Below are 14,585 nucleotides of genomic sequence, written 5' to 3' on the forward strand. Positions count from 1 at the left end.
TTTTTTGATATCTTTTGATAGTTTCCGTCATTTAATCCTATTATTCTTCCGTGAACCATGCTCCCGGTCCACTTGGTAGATATATGCAAACACTTCTGCCACTGCTTGATATAGTTGTTCCGGAATCGTTTCATCCACTTCTAGCTGCCCTAGCAATTCCACAAGTGTCGGATCTTCCTGTACCGGAACATCGTGTTCTTTCGCCTTCTCCAAGATATTTTCTGCAATCTTCCCTTTTCCTTTGGCGACAACCTTCGGGGCATCCCCTGCATTCGGATCATAGGAAAGCGCAATCGCCTCTTTACGGGTATGTTTCTGTTCTGTCATATCCTGAAGTCCACTCCACCCTGTTCCGACATCCAATCATTCCGTTTTTTCGTTTCCCTGTTTCCCTCTGCTTCAAATTGTTTAAAGGTGACTCCTGACAATCTATAATCTACCGATTCGAGGCCATCTCTCAATTTCAATTGCAAAAGCCCGCCAATTTCTCGTAATTGAACGTTTTCGTTGAAAACAGTTATTGCGACGATCCGATTTTGAACTTGCATATCGACAACCGTCTTGTCGATCGATTCCAGTTCCAAGTAAAACAGGATTCGGGCGAAATCCGCATCGATCTTGCCATCCGCCTTCTTTCTCCCATTCCATTGAATCGTTGCATCGACCCGTTTTCCGAGGAATTCCAGAGGCAGCTGCATGACAATCTGTTGGTTCACGCCCGTGTCACCGGACTGAATGATGGAGCCATTCATTCTCGCAATTATTGTCTCTGCCGCATCGCGCAATGCGGGAGATACTGCGCTGTCATGCAACAGCGCCACCAATTGAGGTTTCAACATGTCCATCGTCTTTGCGATATCCTGATTTCCGCTTAGCAGTCCCGCTTCATAATTGAAACCGAGGGATCTGAAAAGGCTTTGCATGACTTCTTTTATCACCTTGCCATCAATCGCTTGTTCAACTACCGTTTGAGCTCCTTGCATTAACTCCTTTGCCACTGGCAACGGGGATTGCTCCACCGTACGGTACAATTCCGGAATTCTCGCGCGAGCATCATCAGGCAGTACTAACTTGAAGATAGCTGAGGATTCTTCATCCGTGAATGGCATAGATTGGATATGTTCCGCAACTAGACGCATGATTTTGCCGGCTTGTTCACCAGCTTGATAGTTCCTCGTTTCGACCGATCGATTAAGTTCTATTTCCTCCAGTAAGCCGATCAGCTGCAACTTAGTAGACTGTTGTAGGACAGGGTCGTTTTGAATCAACTCTTTCATTTGTCCTGCTCCCGCCACCCGCTCCGCCATGTTCGTATCCATTACTGTTTGTAAATTGGCAAGTGTCGTGCTTGGCGGCATGATTCCCGAGCTCTTAAGCATTTGCAATACTTGGAACCGCTCCTCACGGGGCATACTTTCGTCCAGCAATTTTAGAACGGCCCCGCTTACTAACGCTTTTTCCGCAGCAGAAAAAGTTATCCGGCTTGCATCACCAATCGTCGCAAGGATTTTTTCCTTTGATTGCGTTGGTATGTCTTTATCAGTAAGCAACACATTTCGTAAAGCAGTCAAGCCATCGTGCAAGCCTTCCTTTTTCTCCACCCCTAAAAGTGATTGGAAATCGAACTCATTTAGCGGCAGTTTCAATTCCACCAATTTCCGGATGGAATCAAGAGCGTCGCTTTGAACCGATGGCGGGACGGTTTTCAATAGATCTGCAGCTTTCAGCAAGATATCCTTGGAAACAGGAAGTCTCTCCTTCAAAAAATGATTCAGTACTGTAACCATTTCCGGTGATTTGGGAATTTGCATCGAGTCTATCAAGTTGGTTATTTGCTTCGCTTGTCCTTCCGTTGCTTGTAAAGGGCCAGATACGACTTGAATTTGCAGTTCAGGAGTGACCGATTTCACTTGAAAATAATAGGCGTCGCCCGCCTTCATGGGCACTTCCAGTTTGGCCATCAATTTTTGGCCCCCGATTTGCACTTCGGCCATCTGTCCCGGGTAAAGCTGTTTTATGTGCCCGTGGAACATCTGTCCTTCCCGCATGGTCAACGGCAGCTGAGATACAGGGATGGACTGGTTGCTCAAGCGGGGAATCGATGGATTGTTCATCCCAGGTCACCTTCCTTCTAAAATCGATTTGACAGGCTCGAACGTTTTTCTATGGTGGTGGCACGGTCCGTGGAGATGGAGGGCTTCTACATGATCTGCAGTGCCGTAGCCGACGTTCTTGTTGAAGTTGTACATCGGGAACTCTTCGTGAATACGATTCATCAATTGATCCCTCGTCGTCTTTGCGAGGATGGAGGCTGCAGCTATGGCAAGACTTTGAGCATCCCCTTTGATGATGGATTCAGATCTGCAGCCGACTTGAAGCTTCATGGCATCCGCCAAGACGATTTCCGGACGGGTTTCTAAAGCGCTTACTGCCTTTTCCATAGATTCCCGAGTTGCGGCATAAATGTTCATTTCATCGATTCTGTCCGCTGACTGAATATGTACTGAATAGCTGATTGCGACTTCTTTAATAATGGCAGCTAATCGATCTCTTTCTTGAATGGATAGCTTTTTAGAATCATTGAGCCCTGTCAGAACGGTTGCTTCTTCGGGCAATATGACTGCCGCACAGACGACAGGTCCTGCCAATGGGCCACGTCCAGCTTCATCTACACCTGCGACGAGTGCCCCATCATATGTTTTAAAACTGTTGTCGAAGCTGATTTTTTCTTGCAGCATTTGTTCCAATTGCTGTTTCTTTTCGTAATTGCGATACCATTTTCGCAGTTCTGTTTTGACGCCTGCGCGATGATCGTCTTCTAATTTATTCATCCACGGTTCTGGATCGGAAGTTTGTTGCAGCATTTCTGCTATTTCTTTGATTGTTTTCATCTTTTCACCTTCTATTATGTATAAGCTATATAAACGGATTTACGCTACAGGCGGACGCTTTCCGCGGGCACGGCTTCAATCTCCTCGTCACTTCGTTCCTGCGGGGCTTTCAGCTCGTGCTTTTCCCGCAGGAGTCGCCGCCTTTCACTTCAATCCTCGATAAAGCACCAGACAATACATTCTCTTTTTATATCGGACAGTATTCCTGATTGTGATTGCTATTCAATAAGAAAAGGCCGATTGCCACGGAATTACTCCGTGACTTCATCGACCTGTTTTGATAAATCCGATGTGAAATCGAAAGTCAGCTTGCCAAGCAGCTCGCTGCGGATGTCTTGGACAATCAGTTCAGCCACTTTGTCATAATCGATTTCGCCGCCTTGTGTATACGCCTTTCTGGACTCCCCGATAACATCAAAGACCTTTTGTATGTCCTCACCTACAGAGGTGATGCCATAACGCTTTTCAAGCCGCTCCGGATAATGCTCCTCCAGAAAGCGGAGTCCGTAGACTGCCAGGTTTTCCATATTGACAATCGTATCCTTTATTGCACCTGTCAACGCAAGTTTATAGCCTACTGCTTGGTCTTCAAATTTCGGCCAAAGGATTCCTGGCGTATCAAGCAATTCCAGTTCCTTCTCGAATTTGATCCATTGCTGTGCTTTCGTGACACCCGGTTTGTTGCCTGTTTTTGCAATATTTTTCTTTGCGAGTCGGTTGATAAGCGTCGACTTCCCGACGTTGGGGATTCCGACAATCATGGCGCGGATCGCCCCTGGTCGAATGCCCCTCTTTTTCAAGCGTTCAATTTTCGGAGCCAATATTTCCTTTGCTGCCTTTGTTACGGTCTGCAGCCCTTTCCCTTCAAAGGAATTAATTGCGACTGCACGCATACCTTCCGATTCGAAGTGTCTGATCCAACGCTCCGTTTCCTTCTCGTCAGCTAGGTCCATCTTATTCAAAATGAGCAGCCTCGGTTTTTGCTGGATGACCTCATCAATCATCGGGTTTCTCGATGAAAGGGGCAATCGGGCATCGATCAGCTCGAATACGATGTCGACGAGTTTCAATTGTTCCGTCACTTCACGTCTAGCTTTGGCCATATGGCCCGGAAACCATTGTATGGTCATTGTTTCATCCCCTTCCTTCAGTCCACCTTGCCGAAATCACTGATCGGCCAGAATATGAATTTTGTGCTTCCTATGATTTCATCGATCGGCACTGCTCCGATATGTCTGGAATCTTTACTTTTGCGGCGGTTGTCACCCATAACGAAGACATGGCCATCAGGGACCGTCTGCATTCCAATTTTCTCTTCCAGCGTGAAATCTTCGGTCAACGTTCCTTCGGTAATTTCGTCTTTATATTGATCAAGATATGCTTCCTCGTATGGTTGATCGTTAATGTATAGAACATCGTCCTTATATTCCACTTTATCTCCCGGGAGACCGATGACTCTCTTGATATAATCCTTCTTTTCTGGCGCATGGAAGACGACGATATCAAAACGTTCTGGTTTTCCGAGTGTGTAACCGATTTTATTGACAATCATTTTATCGCCGTGTTCAAGTGTGGGCATCATTGAAATGCCATCTACAACAATCGGTGTGAATAAAAATATACGAATGATTGCTGCCAGTCCAAACGCAATTAAAAGCGCTTTGATCCATTCCCAAGTTTCATTTTTCTTCTTCTCTTCTTTCATCACAAAACCTCCCGCCAAGTCACTATCCTTATTGTACAGTCTATTCATTTTTGAGGCAAAAAGAAAGGAGACCAACTCTTTGGTCTCCTCATGAATAGGAAACAGCGGAGATGCAATCCCCGCTGTTTGAATTTTATCGAATTTCTTTGATACGTGCAGCTTTTCCGCGTAGGTTGCGAAGGTAGTACAATTTCGCACGACGTACTTTACCGCGACGAGTAACTTCAAGTTTAGCGATTTTCGGTGTGTGTACAGGGAATGTACGTTCAACACCTACACCGTTGGAGATTTTACGGACTGTGAAAGTTTCACTGATTCCGCCTCCACGACGCTTGATGACAACTCCTTCGAAGAGCTGGATACGCTCGCGCGTGCCCTCAACGATTTTCACGTGCAAGCGGACAGTGTCCCCAGGACGGAAATCAGGATGGTCTGAACGAAGTTGGTCTTTTGTTACTTCTGCAATAATGTTTTGCATGTTTTTCTCTCCTTATCCACAGATGCTCTTGCATTTGTTGCGTTTGCAGCGGAACACCAGTCAGTATGTACTCCCCATAGAAGTACATAGTAGATATTATCATAAAAGGCCGCTGCGTGCAAGACGCATCATTTATTTTCTTCTTTTAAAAGTCTTTCCAGATACTTCTGTTGATGTTCTGTTAGTGGAGCGTCTTCCAGTAGGTCTCTTCTGCGTTCGAATGTGCGTCTTAGTGATTGTTCTTGGCGCCATTTGTCGATTTCGCCGTGGTTTCCTGATAATAGGACGTCAGGGACTTTCATGCCATTGAAATCGGCAGGTCTTGTGTATTGAGGATGCTCGAGGAGTCCTGTCGAGAATGAATCGTGGACAGGGGAATCTGTATTGCCCAAAACATTCGGCAAGAGTCTGACGACGCTGTCGATGATTGCCATGGATGCAATCTCCCCGCCTGTCAGAACGAAGTCGCCGAGGGATATCTCATCTGTAACGAGATGTTCTCGAATGCGTTCGTCATAGCCTTCGTAATGCCCGCAGAGGAAGACTAGATGTTCTTCCTTGGAAAGCTCCTCGGCCTTTTTCTGATTGAATCTGGCCCCTTGTGGGCACATGAGGATAACTCGCGGTTTCTTCGACGTATCGAGGGCGAGTGATTCGACCGCCGCAAAGAGCGGTTCGGGCTTCAACACCATCCCTGCGCCACCGCCATATGGATAGTCGTCCACTTTATGATGCTTATTTCCGGAGAAGTCCCTGAAATCCGTTACTTTGAAAGAAACGGCTTCGTTCTCCTGTGCCTTCTTCATGATGGAGGAGTGGAGAACTCCTTCGAACATTTCGGGAAATAACGAGAGAACATCTATTTTCATCATGACAGTAGACCTTCCATCGGCTCGATAATAATTTGTTTCTTCTCAATATCAATTTCTTTGACGACATCTTCGATATAAGGGATGTAATGCGGTTTTCCAGTCTTCGGTGTGACGGTCCATACATCATTGGCGCCTGTCGCCAGTATATCCGTCACTTCACCGAGCTCTTCTCCCACATCCGTATAAACAGTGCATCCGATGATTTCATGGTAGTAAAACTCCCCTTCTTCAAGATCACCAAGTTGCTTTTCGGACACTTTCAATAAACCGTCCCGATATTTCTCAACATCATTGATATTTATATGGCCTTCAAAAGTGAGGAGGTCGAAGTTCTTATGGCGGCGGTGGCTTGCTACAATCAATTTAATCGGTTTTTTTTCATTCGGCATGAATAAAGAAAGTTCATTTCCAACTGCATATCTTTCATCCGGGAAATCAGTACGCGAGATGACTCGCACTTCCCCTTGTATTCCATGTGTGTTGACAATTTTACCAACGTTGAACCATTGCATACAATACACCTTCCTTTTCATTAGGAACATGGATGCATTCCTTAAGCTTAAGTAGACAAAAAAGGAAGGAACATGAGCTCCCTCCTTTTTTGTGTTGGTTTCTCGGGGACGGCATGAGCCTATCCGCGTAAACCTGTTGTCCAAGACTGATTTCCATCATTCGATGATATCAAGGTAAACTTTCTTACCGTGGCGACTTCCTGCTGCTGAATAAACAATAGTTCGTATCGCCTTGGCGACACGCCCCTGCTTTCCGATCACTTTCCCCATATCCTCGGGATTAACGGAAAGTTTGTAAGTGACACGATGATGTTGCTCATCTTTGTCGACCTGAACATCTCCGGGATGATCGACCAAAGGTTTGACAATCGTTTCAATCAGCTGCTTCATGTCCACCCCTCCTGATTATTTACCGTATTTAGCGTTGTGGAATTTCTCCATGATGCCTTGTTCTGAGAACAGGTTACGAACTGTATCAGAAGGTTTAGCACCGTTTTGAAGCCATTTAAGAGCCAATTCTTCATCGATTTTCACTTCAGCAGGTTTTGTAAGCGGGTTGTAAGTACCTACTGTTTCGATTTGACGGCCATCACGTGGTGAACGTGAATCTGCTACAACAATACGATAGAAAGGAGTTTTCTTTGCTCCCATACGTTTAAGACGAATTTTTACTGACATTTTTTCTTGCACCTCCGAATAGTTTCACACAAGATAGTATATTATCAAGGTTTTTCATGTTTGTAAAGTGTTTTTTCTTAACACCTTAAAATTACGCTGAAGTTCAGCGTTTTCACCTGAATAAAGAGTCAAATCCAGGCATTTTCATCTTCTTTTTACCCTTTTGCTGCATGTTGGTCATCTGCTTGACCATCTTCTTCATATCTTCAAATTGCTTTAATAGACGGTTCACTTCCTGAATTGAAGTACCTGAACCTTTCGCAATCCTCTTACGCCTGCTAGCATTGATGATTTCAGGTGTCGTGCGTTCTGCCGTTGTCATCGATTGGATGACCGCTTCAACGCGACCCATTTGGCTTTCATCTACTTGGGCGTTTTCAAGCCCTTTAATTTTATTCATTCCAGGCATCATTTTCAAAATCTCGTCCAAAGGACCCATCTTCTTCACTTGCTGGAGCTGATCCAAAAAGTCGTCGAGCGTGAAAGTTTGCGTGCGGAATTTTTGTTCAAGCTCTTTCGCCTTCTCTTCATCGACATTCTCCTGCGCCTTTTCAATAAGTGACATAACGTCGCCCATCCCTAATATACGAGAGGCCATCCGCTCAGGATGGAAAGGTTCCAAGGCGTCCATCTTTTCACCCATTCCGACGAATTTAATCGGTTTCTGGGTAACGGATCGGATCGATAATGCAGCACCTCCGCGTGTATCACCGTCCAACTTCGTTAGGACGACTCCTGTAATGCCGATTGCTTCGTCAAACGACTTCGCTACATTGACAGCGTCTTGCCCGGTCATCGCATCGACAACGAGGAACACTTCATCCGGTTTGCTTAATTCCCGGATGTCCTTCAATTCCTGCATTAGATTTTCATCGACATGCAAACGTCCCGCCGTATCGATGATTACGACGTCGTGGTGTTCCTTTTCTGCTTCTGCAATCGCTTGGCGTGCAATTTCAACCGGCGAGACATCCGTGCCCAACGAGAAGACCGGCATCGTCAATTGTTTTCCGAGTGTCTCCAATTGCTGGATCGCTGCTGGACGATAAACATCCGCCGCCACAAGAAGGGGCTTCTTATTATGGCGTTTACGAAGTACTGTCGCGAGCTTGCCCGTCGTTGTCGTTTTTCCCGCCCCTTGCAAGCCGACCATCATGATGACTGTCGGTGATTTCCTTGCGAATTGGATTGGATTCTGCTCTCCGCCCATCAAGTTCGTCAATTCGTCCTTAACGATTTTCACGACCTGTTGGCCGGGTGTCAAGCTCTTCATGACGTCCTGGCCAACAGCCCGCTCACTGACAGTCTTGACGAATTCTTTTACGACTTTCAAATTGACGTCGGCTTCGATAAGCGCAAATCGGACTTCGCGCATCATTTCCTTAACGTCGGCTTCACTGATCTTTCCTTTGCCCTTTATTTTCTGAAGCGTCCCTTGCAGGCGCTGGGCCAAACCTTCAAATGCCATGCATAGAACCCCCTATTCATGATCTTTCAATGCGTTCAACAGCATCCGTACTTCCTTGGATGCTTCATCATTTCCGAGAACAAGCTGTTCAAGCTTCTCGATAATCTCCATCCGGTTCCGGAATTTGGAGAAAAGCTTCAATTTTTCTTCGTAGTCTTCCAGCATAGCTTCTGTTCTTCGGACATTGTCGTAGACAGCTTGTCTCGAAACTCCGTATTCGTCGGCAATTTCACCGAGGGACAGGTCGTCGAGGTAATAGAGCTGCATGTAAATCCGTTGTTTTTCGGTCAACAGTGTCTGATAGAAATCATAGAGGAAGTTGACGCGTGTCGTTTTTTCAAGCATAGCGCTTCGCCCCCTCTGCTAATCTTAGTATGCCGGAATTGAACTGTCAAGTAAATTTACTTGATGCACAAGGATGCGGAGGAAGGCGTTTAACTGCGACAGGCACTGGAGGTCAGGAGATAAAGGCGCTTTTTGCCTTTATCCTCATGACCGAAGTGACCCGAGCAGTTGCCTTCCAAAGCTCGACTGTAGAGAAGGAGAAATCATTCTTCAGCTTCTTTTTCAAGTCCATCTGCAAAGAGTCCGTAAACATATTTTTCCGGATCGAATGGTTGCAGGTCATCCATACCTTCTCCAAGACCGACAAATTTGACCGGTATATTAAGTTTATTGCGGATTGCTAAAACAATTCCGCCTTTCGCAGTACCGTCGAGCTTCGTGAGGACGATTCCAGTGACATTCGTCGCTTCTTTGAACGTCTGCGCCTGGATCAATGCATTCTGCCCTGTCGTGGCATCAAGTGCAAGAAGGACCTCATGTGGAGCCCCTTCGATTTCCTTGCCGATTACACGATGGACTTTTTCAAGTTCGTTCATCAAGTTCACTTTGTTTTGCAATCTGCCGGCAGTATCGCAGATCAATACATCCACCTTTCGACTTTTCGCAGCATGGATTGCGTCATACATGACAGCAGCAGGGTCGGATCCTTCCGATTGTCTGATCACTTCGACTCCGACACGCTCGCCCCAAACGACTAGCTGATCGATCGCTCCTGCTCGGAATGTATCTCCGGCCGCAAGCATGACAGTCTTTCCTTCTTCTTTGAGACGTGCTGCAAGCTTCCCGATTGTCGTCGTCTTTCCTACTCCGTTGACACCTACCATCAAAATGACAGTCAAATCATCTTGCATATTCAAATCGGGGTCCAGTTCTTCCCCAGCCTTATATATTTCCACGAGTTTTTCGGAAATGACCGATTGGATGCCTTCGGTGTTTTTGATATTTTTCCTTTGAACTTCCCATCGTAATTGATCGACAAGTTCCATGACCGTTTCGACGCCTACATCCGCCTGCAATAGCAGTTCCTCGAGCTCTTCGAAAAACTCCTCATCGACTTCACGGAAACGTGCTACAAGGTCATTCACTTTAGAGGTGAATGAATTCCTCGTCTTCGATAGACCGTCCTTGAATTTTTCGGTTACCGTTTCATTTGAGCCTGTAATTTTTTCTTTCAGTTTCTTAAAAAAAGCCAATCGACTCTCTCCTTTTTCCTAGTACTATCAATGATTACCCCAACACTTCAGCGGGAACTTCGGAGAGCTTCACGGAAATCAGCTTCGATACTCCCGACTCCTGCATTGTAATCCCATACAAAACATCTGCCCCTTCCATCGTCCCCTTCCGATGGGTAATGACGATGAATTGGGTGTTATCCGAAAACTTCTTCAAATACTTACTGTAACGGATGACATTCGCTTCGTCGAGCGCTGCTTCGACTTCATCCAAAATGCAGAATGGAACAGGCCGCACTTCGATGATTGAAAACAGCAATGTAATCGCCGTGAGCGCCCTCTCACCGCCGGATAACAAGCTTAAGTTCTGCAATTTTTTACCTGGAGGCCTTGCGACGATTTCAACCCCCGTTTCCAGCAAGTTGTCAGGCTGTGTAAGGATCAAATCCGCATCCCCGCCGCCGAACATTTCTTTAAAAACGACATGGAATCGATTTCTTACCGCATTGAATGTCGTACCGAATCGCATTTCCATTTCACGGTCCATTTCGGACATCGCTTCATTGAGTGTGCTTTTCGCTTCCAGTAAATCGTTCCGTTGTTCAGTTAAAAACGCATGGCGCTCAGACACTTCTTTAAATTCCTGGATTGCACTCGGATTGACGGATCCGAGCGACTCGATTTCGCTCTTTAATTCGTCTACCCTACTTCTTGTTGCTTCCACATCAAAATCGCTGCCCGCTTCGAAATCAGGATAAAGTCCATATTCATCCAAAAGGCGATCTGTGATAGATTCGTATTTCACTTCAAGACGTGAAACGGCAACATTGATTTCATTTAAAGATGAAACCGCCTTCCCTTCATCAAGGCGAATACATTTTAATAATTCCGCCTGCTTTTCGAGGGCAGATGCAATTTGACTCCTACTGTTTCGTTCATCAGACAGGGATTGTTCAATCGTGGATTTGTCCTTCGTGGACCTTTCTATATGAGCCGCGATTTCCTCCGGCGTTAGATCGATGCCCAATTCATGTTCGGTGTAAATATCACGATCGACTTCCAGGGCAGACATTCTCTGCTCCAGTCGACTCAGTGTTTGCTCCATATCCGAAATTGTTATCTGTTGATGTCCTTTCTGTTCCCGTAGGATGGCCGCCTGTTCACGAAGTTCACTATTTTTGGTCATCAATGCCGCTTCCTCGTTCCGTCGATTCGCAGCCAACCGCTCAAGTGTTTCAACTTCTTTTTGAGTGGAATCCAGTGAGGATCTGATCCATTCATGTCTTTCAAGCAATGCATTTTTCCTGTTCGATAGTTCCGCGCCCACGTTTTCCGAGCCGGCGATCCCTCTTTCGGCTAACGAGATTTCAGATTCGATCGCCCTGATTTCCAAATCCAGTTCACGTAGAGCTGATTCTTTTGAAACCATTTCCTGCCTTACGGAATCCCGTAGTTGACGATATTTTTCCGTGTCATGCATATGCTGGGCGACGGACATTTTCGAATCACCGATTTTGCTGTTTGCAATCTCGATGGAAGCAGTCATTTTTGAAAGTTGTGCACTTAACGTCTCCAACTCCGCTTTTCTTGAAAATACGGTCGACTGCCCTTTCGCTCCACCCCCGGTAAGGGAACCACCGGCATTCACGATATCTCCGTCAAGTGTTACTATACGGAATTTATATGCTAGCATCTTGGCAATTGCGGAAGCTCCGGCCAGCGTTTTTGCAACGATAGTCATGCCAAGAAGATTTTCAGTGATGATTGAAAAGGCGGAATCTGTCTTCACAAGCTGGTCGGCCGTTCCGACAAACTCTGGATGTTGTTCCACAATACGGAGTGACGCAATCGGAAGTTTCCTAGATTTTATAACGTCACGCGGCAAAAACGTCGCACGACCGGCATTTCTCTGTTTCAAATAGCCGATCGCATTCCGAGCTTCTGATTCCGTCGATGTGATGATATGCTGCATCGCGCCGCCCAAAGCTGTTTCAATCGCTTTAATATATGGGTCATCTACAGTAATGAGTTCCGCAACAGCCCCATCGACACCACGCAACTTGCCTTCTTTTGCCGCTATGAGTACGGCTCTGACTCCTGAATAGAATCCTGAAAAATCCGCTTCCAAACTTTGAAGCGCACGCAATCGCCCTTGCATTTCGGACTGTTTGTTTATCGCATTTTGCATGAATTGCTGCTGAATTCCCAGTTCTTCTTCAGCCTCGCGGTAGAGTTTTTCAGATTTTATAAATGCCGACTCCGCTTTCTCCCTTTTTTCCAACAGGGAAGAAAGCTCGGCAGTTTGGATAGACCTTTTTCCGTGCAACTCTTGAAGCTTGCTCTTTAACAAGGAAGTTTGTTCCGATATACGGACTGTCGAAGTCTTTTCCCCTTGCATCCGTTCTTCAATATGCTTCAAATCATTCCGGATCGTCGCTTCTTCGTTCAGCATTTCAATATAGGATGACTTCAGTTCATCAATTTCCTCTTCGGTCTCTTTTGCCGACCTTTTCAGGATTTGGGCAATTTCATTCATTTCCGAATTAATTTTGTCCAAGGAAGATCCTGTAATGGCCAATTTCTCTTTCGCCGCGGCCAATTTGACAACAAGATCTTCTTTACTCTTTTGCGCATCAGCCAACTCTTGTCGGATCCTATTTAACTGTTGCTCCGAATTCTTCTGCTTTTCAAGCGATAATAGCCGGCGACCTTCCCACTTTTCAGCTTCAGCACTAATTTCCACCAACTGCTTTTGGAGCGATTCAATATTTCGGTCAGTTTGCGCTAAACGAATCTTGTACGCATTTGATTCTTGTTCAACTTTGGCGATCTCTGCCACCAATTGTTCGCGATGCAACCTTTTTTCTTCGATCAGCTCAGTTTTCACAATGATTTCATCACGTAATTTCGCTCCATCAAAATTCAGAAGACGGACATCGGCTTCCCTGATTTCTGAAGAAAGTACCTGATGTCTTTCTGCCGCTTCCGCGTTCTTTTCAAGCGGACCGATTCTTGAATCTAGCTCTTTGAGGATATCGAGGACACGATCCAAATTGTCCTCTGTTTCGAAAAGCTTATGTTCCGCTTTCCTTTTGCGTGTTTTATATTTCAACACACCTGCGGCCTCATCGAAAATACTTCTCCTATCTTCCGGCCGACTGTTCAGGATTTCGTCGACACGCCCTTGGGATATAATTGAGAATGCTTCCTTTCCTAATCCGGAATCCATGAAGACATCATTAATATCCTTCAAACGGCATTGTTGCCCGTTCAATAAGTAATTGCTTTCTCCCGAACGGAAGACCCGGCGGCTGACACTGATTTCCGTGTAATCGAGCGGGAAGAGTCCGTTCGTGTTATCCAGAATCAGTGTCACTTCCGCAAAATTCAGCGGCTTGCGGGAATCGCTGCCTGCGAATATGACATCCTCCATCTTTGCACCACGAAGGGATTTGGCGGATTGTTCACCGAGCACCCATCGGATTGCATCGGTTATATTACTTTTCCCGCTGCCGTTCGGTCCTACTATGGCTGTTACGCCCGGGACGAAATCGATGCCGATCCTATCGGCAAATGATTTGAACCCAATAATTTCAACTCTTTTTAGAAACACAATCAGTTCTCCCCTTCGGCCTCATTTCCTTTTAATACTTGGATGGCTTGACGGGCCGCTTCCTGCTCGGCTTCTTTTTTAGACCTTCCGATTCCGGTACCAAGTTCACGATTTTCTAATCTTACGACGGTGACAAACTTTTTCGCATGCGCAGGACCCTTCTCTTCGACAATTTCATAATTCAAGCTGCCACTGTTCGTCTGTTGGACGATTTCCTGCAAGCGGCTTTTATAATCCATCACATGCGAAAAAGCACCGTCCCCGATTTTCGGGAATACAACCTTTTCAAGGAATTTGGTGACCGGTTCCATTCCCTGATCCAAAAACAACGCGCCGATATACGCTTCGAATACGTCTGCAAGCAATGCCGGACGCAATCTTCCGCCGGTCTGCTCCTCGCCTTTGCCAAGCAAGATGAAATCACCGAAGTGCAGTTCATTCGAAAATTTGACCAGTGATGGCTCACATACGATGGCTGCCCGCAGTTTCGTCAACTCGCCTTCGCTCATATTCGGTTCAGTCGCGTATAGGAATCGGGAAACACCGAGCTCCAGAACGGCATCTCCAAGGAATTCAAGCCTTTCATTATCCGTGAAATTTTTCCGACGGTGTTCGTTGACGTAGGACGAATGGGTGAATGCATTATAAAGAAGCGTTTCGTCTTTAAAATGGATGTCTAGGCGTCCTTGCAAGTCTTCAAATTTTTTCCGTACCTCGCTTGGAAGTGGAACTGTTGGATATTTACTTTTTACATTCCGTTTGTTAGTCATCAAGATTCTGCCTTTCACTTCGTAGTCCATCTAATTTTACATTGTTCGCGCCGTACATGCAAAACCGAAAAGAGATACTTT

15 protein-coding genes are annotated in these 14,585 nt (G+C 45.9%); all 15 read right to left on the reverse strand.

All coding sequences use genetic code 11. The features are described from left to right. Positions 1–27: 27 nt before the first annotated feature. A complete protein-coding gene (locus M3191_RS05280; RefSeq protein ID WP_251698725.1) occupies positions 28–327 on the reverse strand; it encodes an EscU/YscU/HrcU family type III secretion system export apparatus switch protein in 300 nt (99 codons plus the stop codon). After that, a complete protein-coding gene (locus M3191_RS05285) occupies positions 324–2,114 on the reverse strand; it encodes a hypothetical protein (RefSeq protein WP_251698727.1) in 1,791 nt (596 codons plus the stop codon). Before M3191_RS05285 ends, M3191_RS05280 begins: the two co-directional genes overlap by 4 nt. Before the next feature lie 6 nt (positions 2,115–2,120). After that, positions 2,121–2,891, reverse strand: a complete 771-nt coding sequence (locus M3191_RS05290; protein WP_251698729.1) for a ribonuclease HII — start codon at positions 2,889–2,891, stop codon at positions 2,121–2,123. Positions 2,892–3,142: 251 nt separating this feature from the next. Beyond that, positions 3,143–4,021: a ribosome biogenesis GTPase YlqF gene (gene ylqF, locus M3191_RS05295; protein ID WP_251698731.1), complete on the reverse strand. Its 879-nt coding sequence runs from the start codon at positions 4,019–4,021 to the stop codon at positions 3,143–3,145. Positions 4,022–4,038: 17 nt separating this feature from the next. Continuing rightward, positions 4,039–4,596: a signal peptidase I gene (gene lepB / locus M3191_RS05300; RefSeq protein ID WP_251698733.1), complete on the reverse strand. Its 558-nt coding sequence runs from the start codon at positions 4,594–4,596 to the stop codon at positions 4,039–4,041. A 133-nt stretch (positions 4,597–4,729) separates the two neighbouring features. Beyond that, entirely contained in the window at positions 4,730–5,074 is a 345-nt protein-coding gene (rplS, locus tag M3191_RS05305; protein ID WP_251623953.1) for a 50S ribosomal protein L19, read from the reverse strand. A 128-nt stretch (positions 5,075–5,202) separates the two neighbouring features. Then, positions 5,203–5,943, reverse strand: a complete 741-nt coding sequence (gene trmD / locus M3191_RS05310) for a tRNA (guanosine(37)-N1)-methyltransferase TrmD (RefSeq protein ID WP_251699313.1) — start codon at positions 5,941–5,943, stop codon at positions 5,203–5,205. After that, entirely contained in the window at positions 5,943–6,458 is a 516-nt protein-coding gene (gene rimM, locus M3191_RS05315) for a ribosome maturation factor RimM (protein WP_251698736.1), read from the reverse strand. The genes trmD and rimM overlap by 1 nt, the downstream gene beginning before the upstream one ends. A 156-nt stretch (positions 6,459–6,614) precedes the next feature. Then, the gene (locus M3191_RS05320; RefSeq protein ID WP_251623949.1) at positions 6,615–6,848 is read right to left on the reverse strand and encodes a KH domain-containing protein; all 234 of its coding nucleotides are present in this window, start codon (positions 6,846–6,848) and stop codon (positions 6,615–6,617) included. A 15-nt stretch (positions 6,849–6,863) separates the two neighbouring features. Next, positions 6,864–7,136: a 30S ribosomal protein S16 gene (gene rpsP, locus M3191_RS05325; protein WP_060209070.1), complete on the reverse strand. Its 273-nt coding sequence runs from the start codon at positions 7,134–7,136 to the stop codon at positions 6,864–6,866. A 112-nt stretch (positions 7,137–7,248) separates the two neighbouring features. After that, positions 7,249–8,604 carry a signal recognition particle protein gene (gene ffh, locus M3191_RS05330; RefSeq protein WP_251698738.1) on the reverse strand — a complete coding sequence of 452 codons (1,356 nt, stop codon included), beginning with the start codon at positions 8,602–8,604 and terminating at the stop codon, positions 7,249–7,251. A 12-nt stretch (positions 8,605–8,616) separates the two neighbouring features. After that, positions 8,617–8,949: a putative DNA-binding protein gene (locus M3191_RS05335; protein WP_251698739.1), complete on the reverse strand. Its 333-nt coding sequence runs from the start codon at positions 8,947–8,949 to the stop codon at positions 8,617–8,619. 203 nt (positions 8,950–9,152) lie between these two features. Beyond that, the gene (gene ftsY / locus M3191_RS05340) at positions 9,153–10,142 is read right to left on the reverse strand and encodes a signal recognition particle-docking protein FtsY (RefSeq protein ID WP_251698741.1); all 990 of its coding nucleotides are present in this window, start codon (positions 10,140–10,142) and stop codon (positions 9,153–9,155) included. Between the two features lie 34 nt (positions 10,143–10,176). After that, positions 10,177–13,734, reverse strand: coding sequence for a chromosome segregation protein SMC (gene smc / locus M3191_RS05345; RefSeq protein WP_251698743.1), 3,558 nt, complete (start codon positions 13,732–13,734; stop codon positions 10,177–10,179). Between the two features lie 2 nt (positions 13,735–13,736). After that, a complete protein-coding gene (gene rnc, locus M3191_RS05350) occupies positions 13,737–14,504 on the reverse strand; it encodes a ribonuclease III (protein ID WP_251698745.1) in 768 nt (255 codons plus the stop codon). Between the last annotated feature and the right edge of the window lie 81 nt (positions 14,505–14,585).

Source organism: Sporosarcina luteola (assembly GCF_023715535.1).
In the GTDB taxonomy this organism is placed as follows: domain Bacteria; phylum Bacillota; class Bacilli; order Bacillales_A; family Planococcaceae; genus Sporosarcina; species Sporosarcina luteola_B.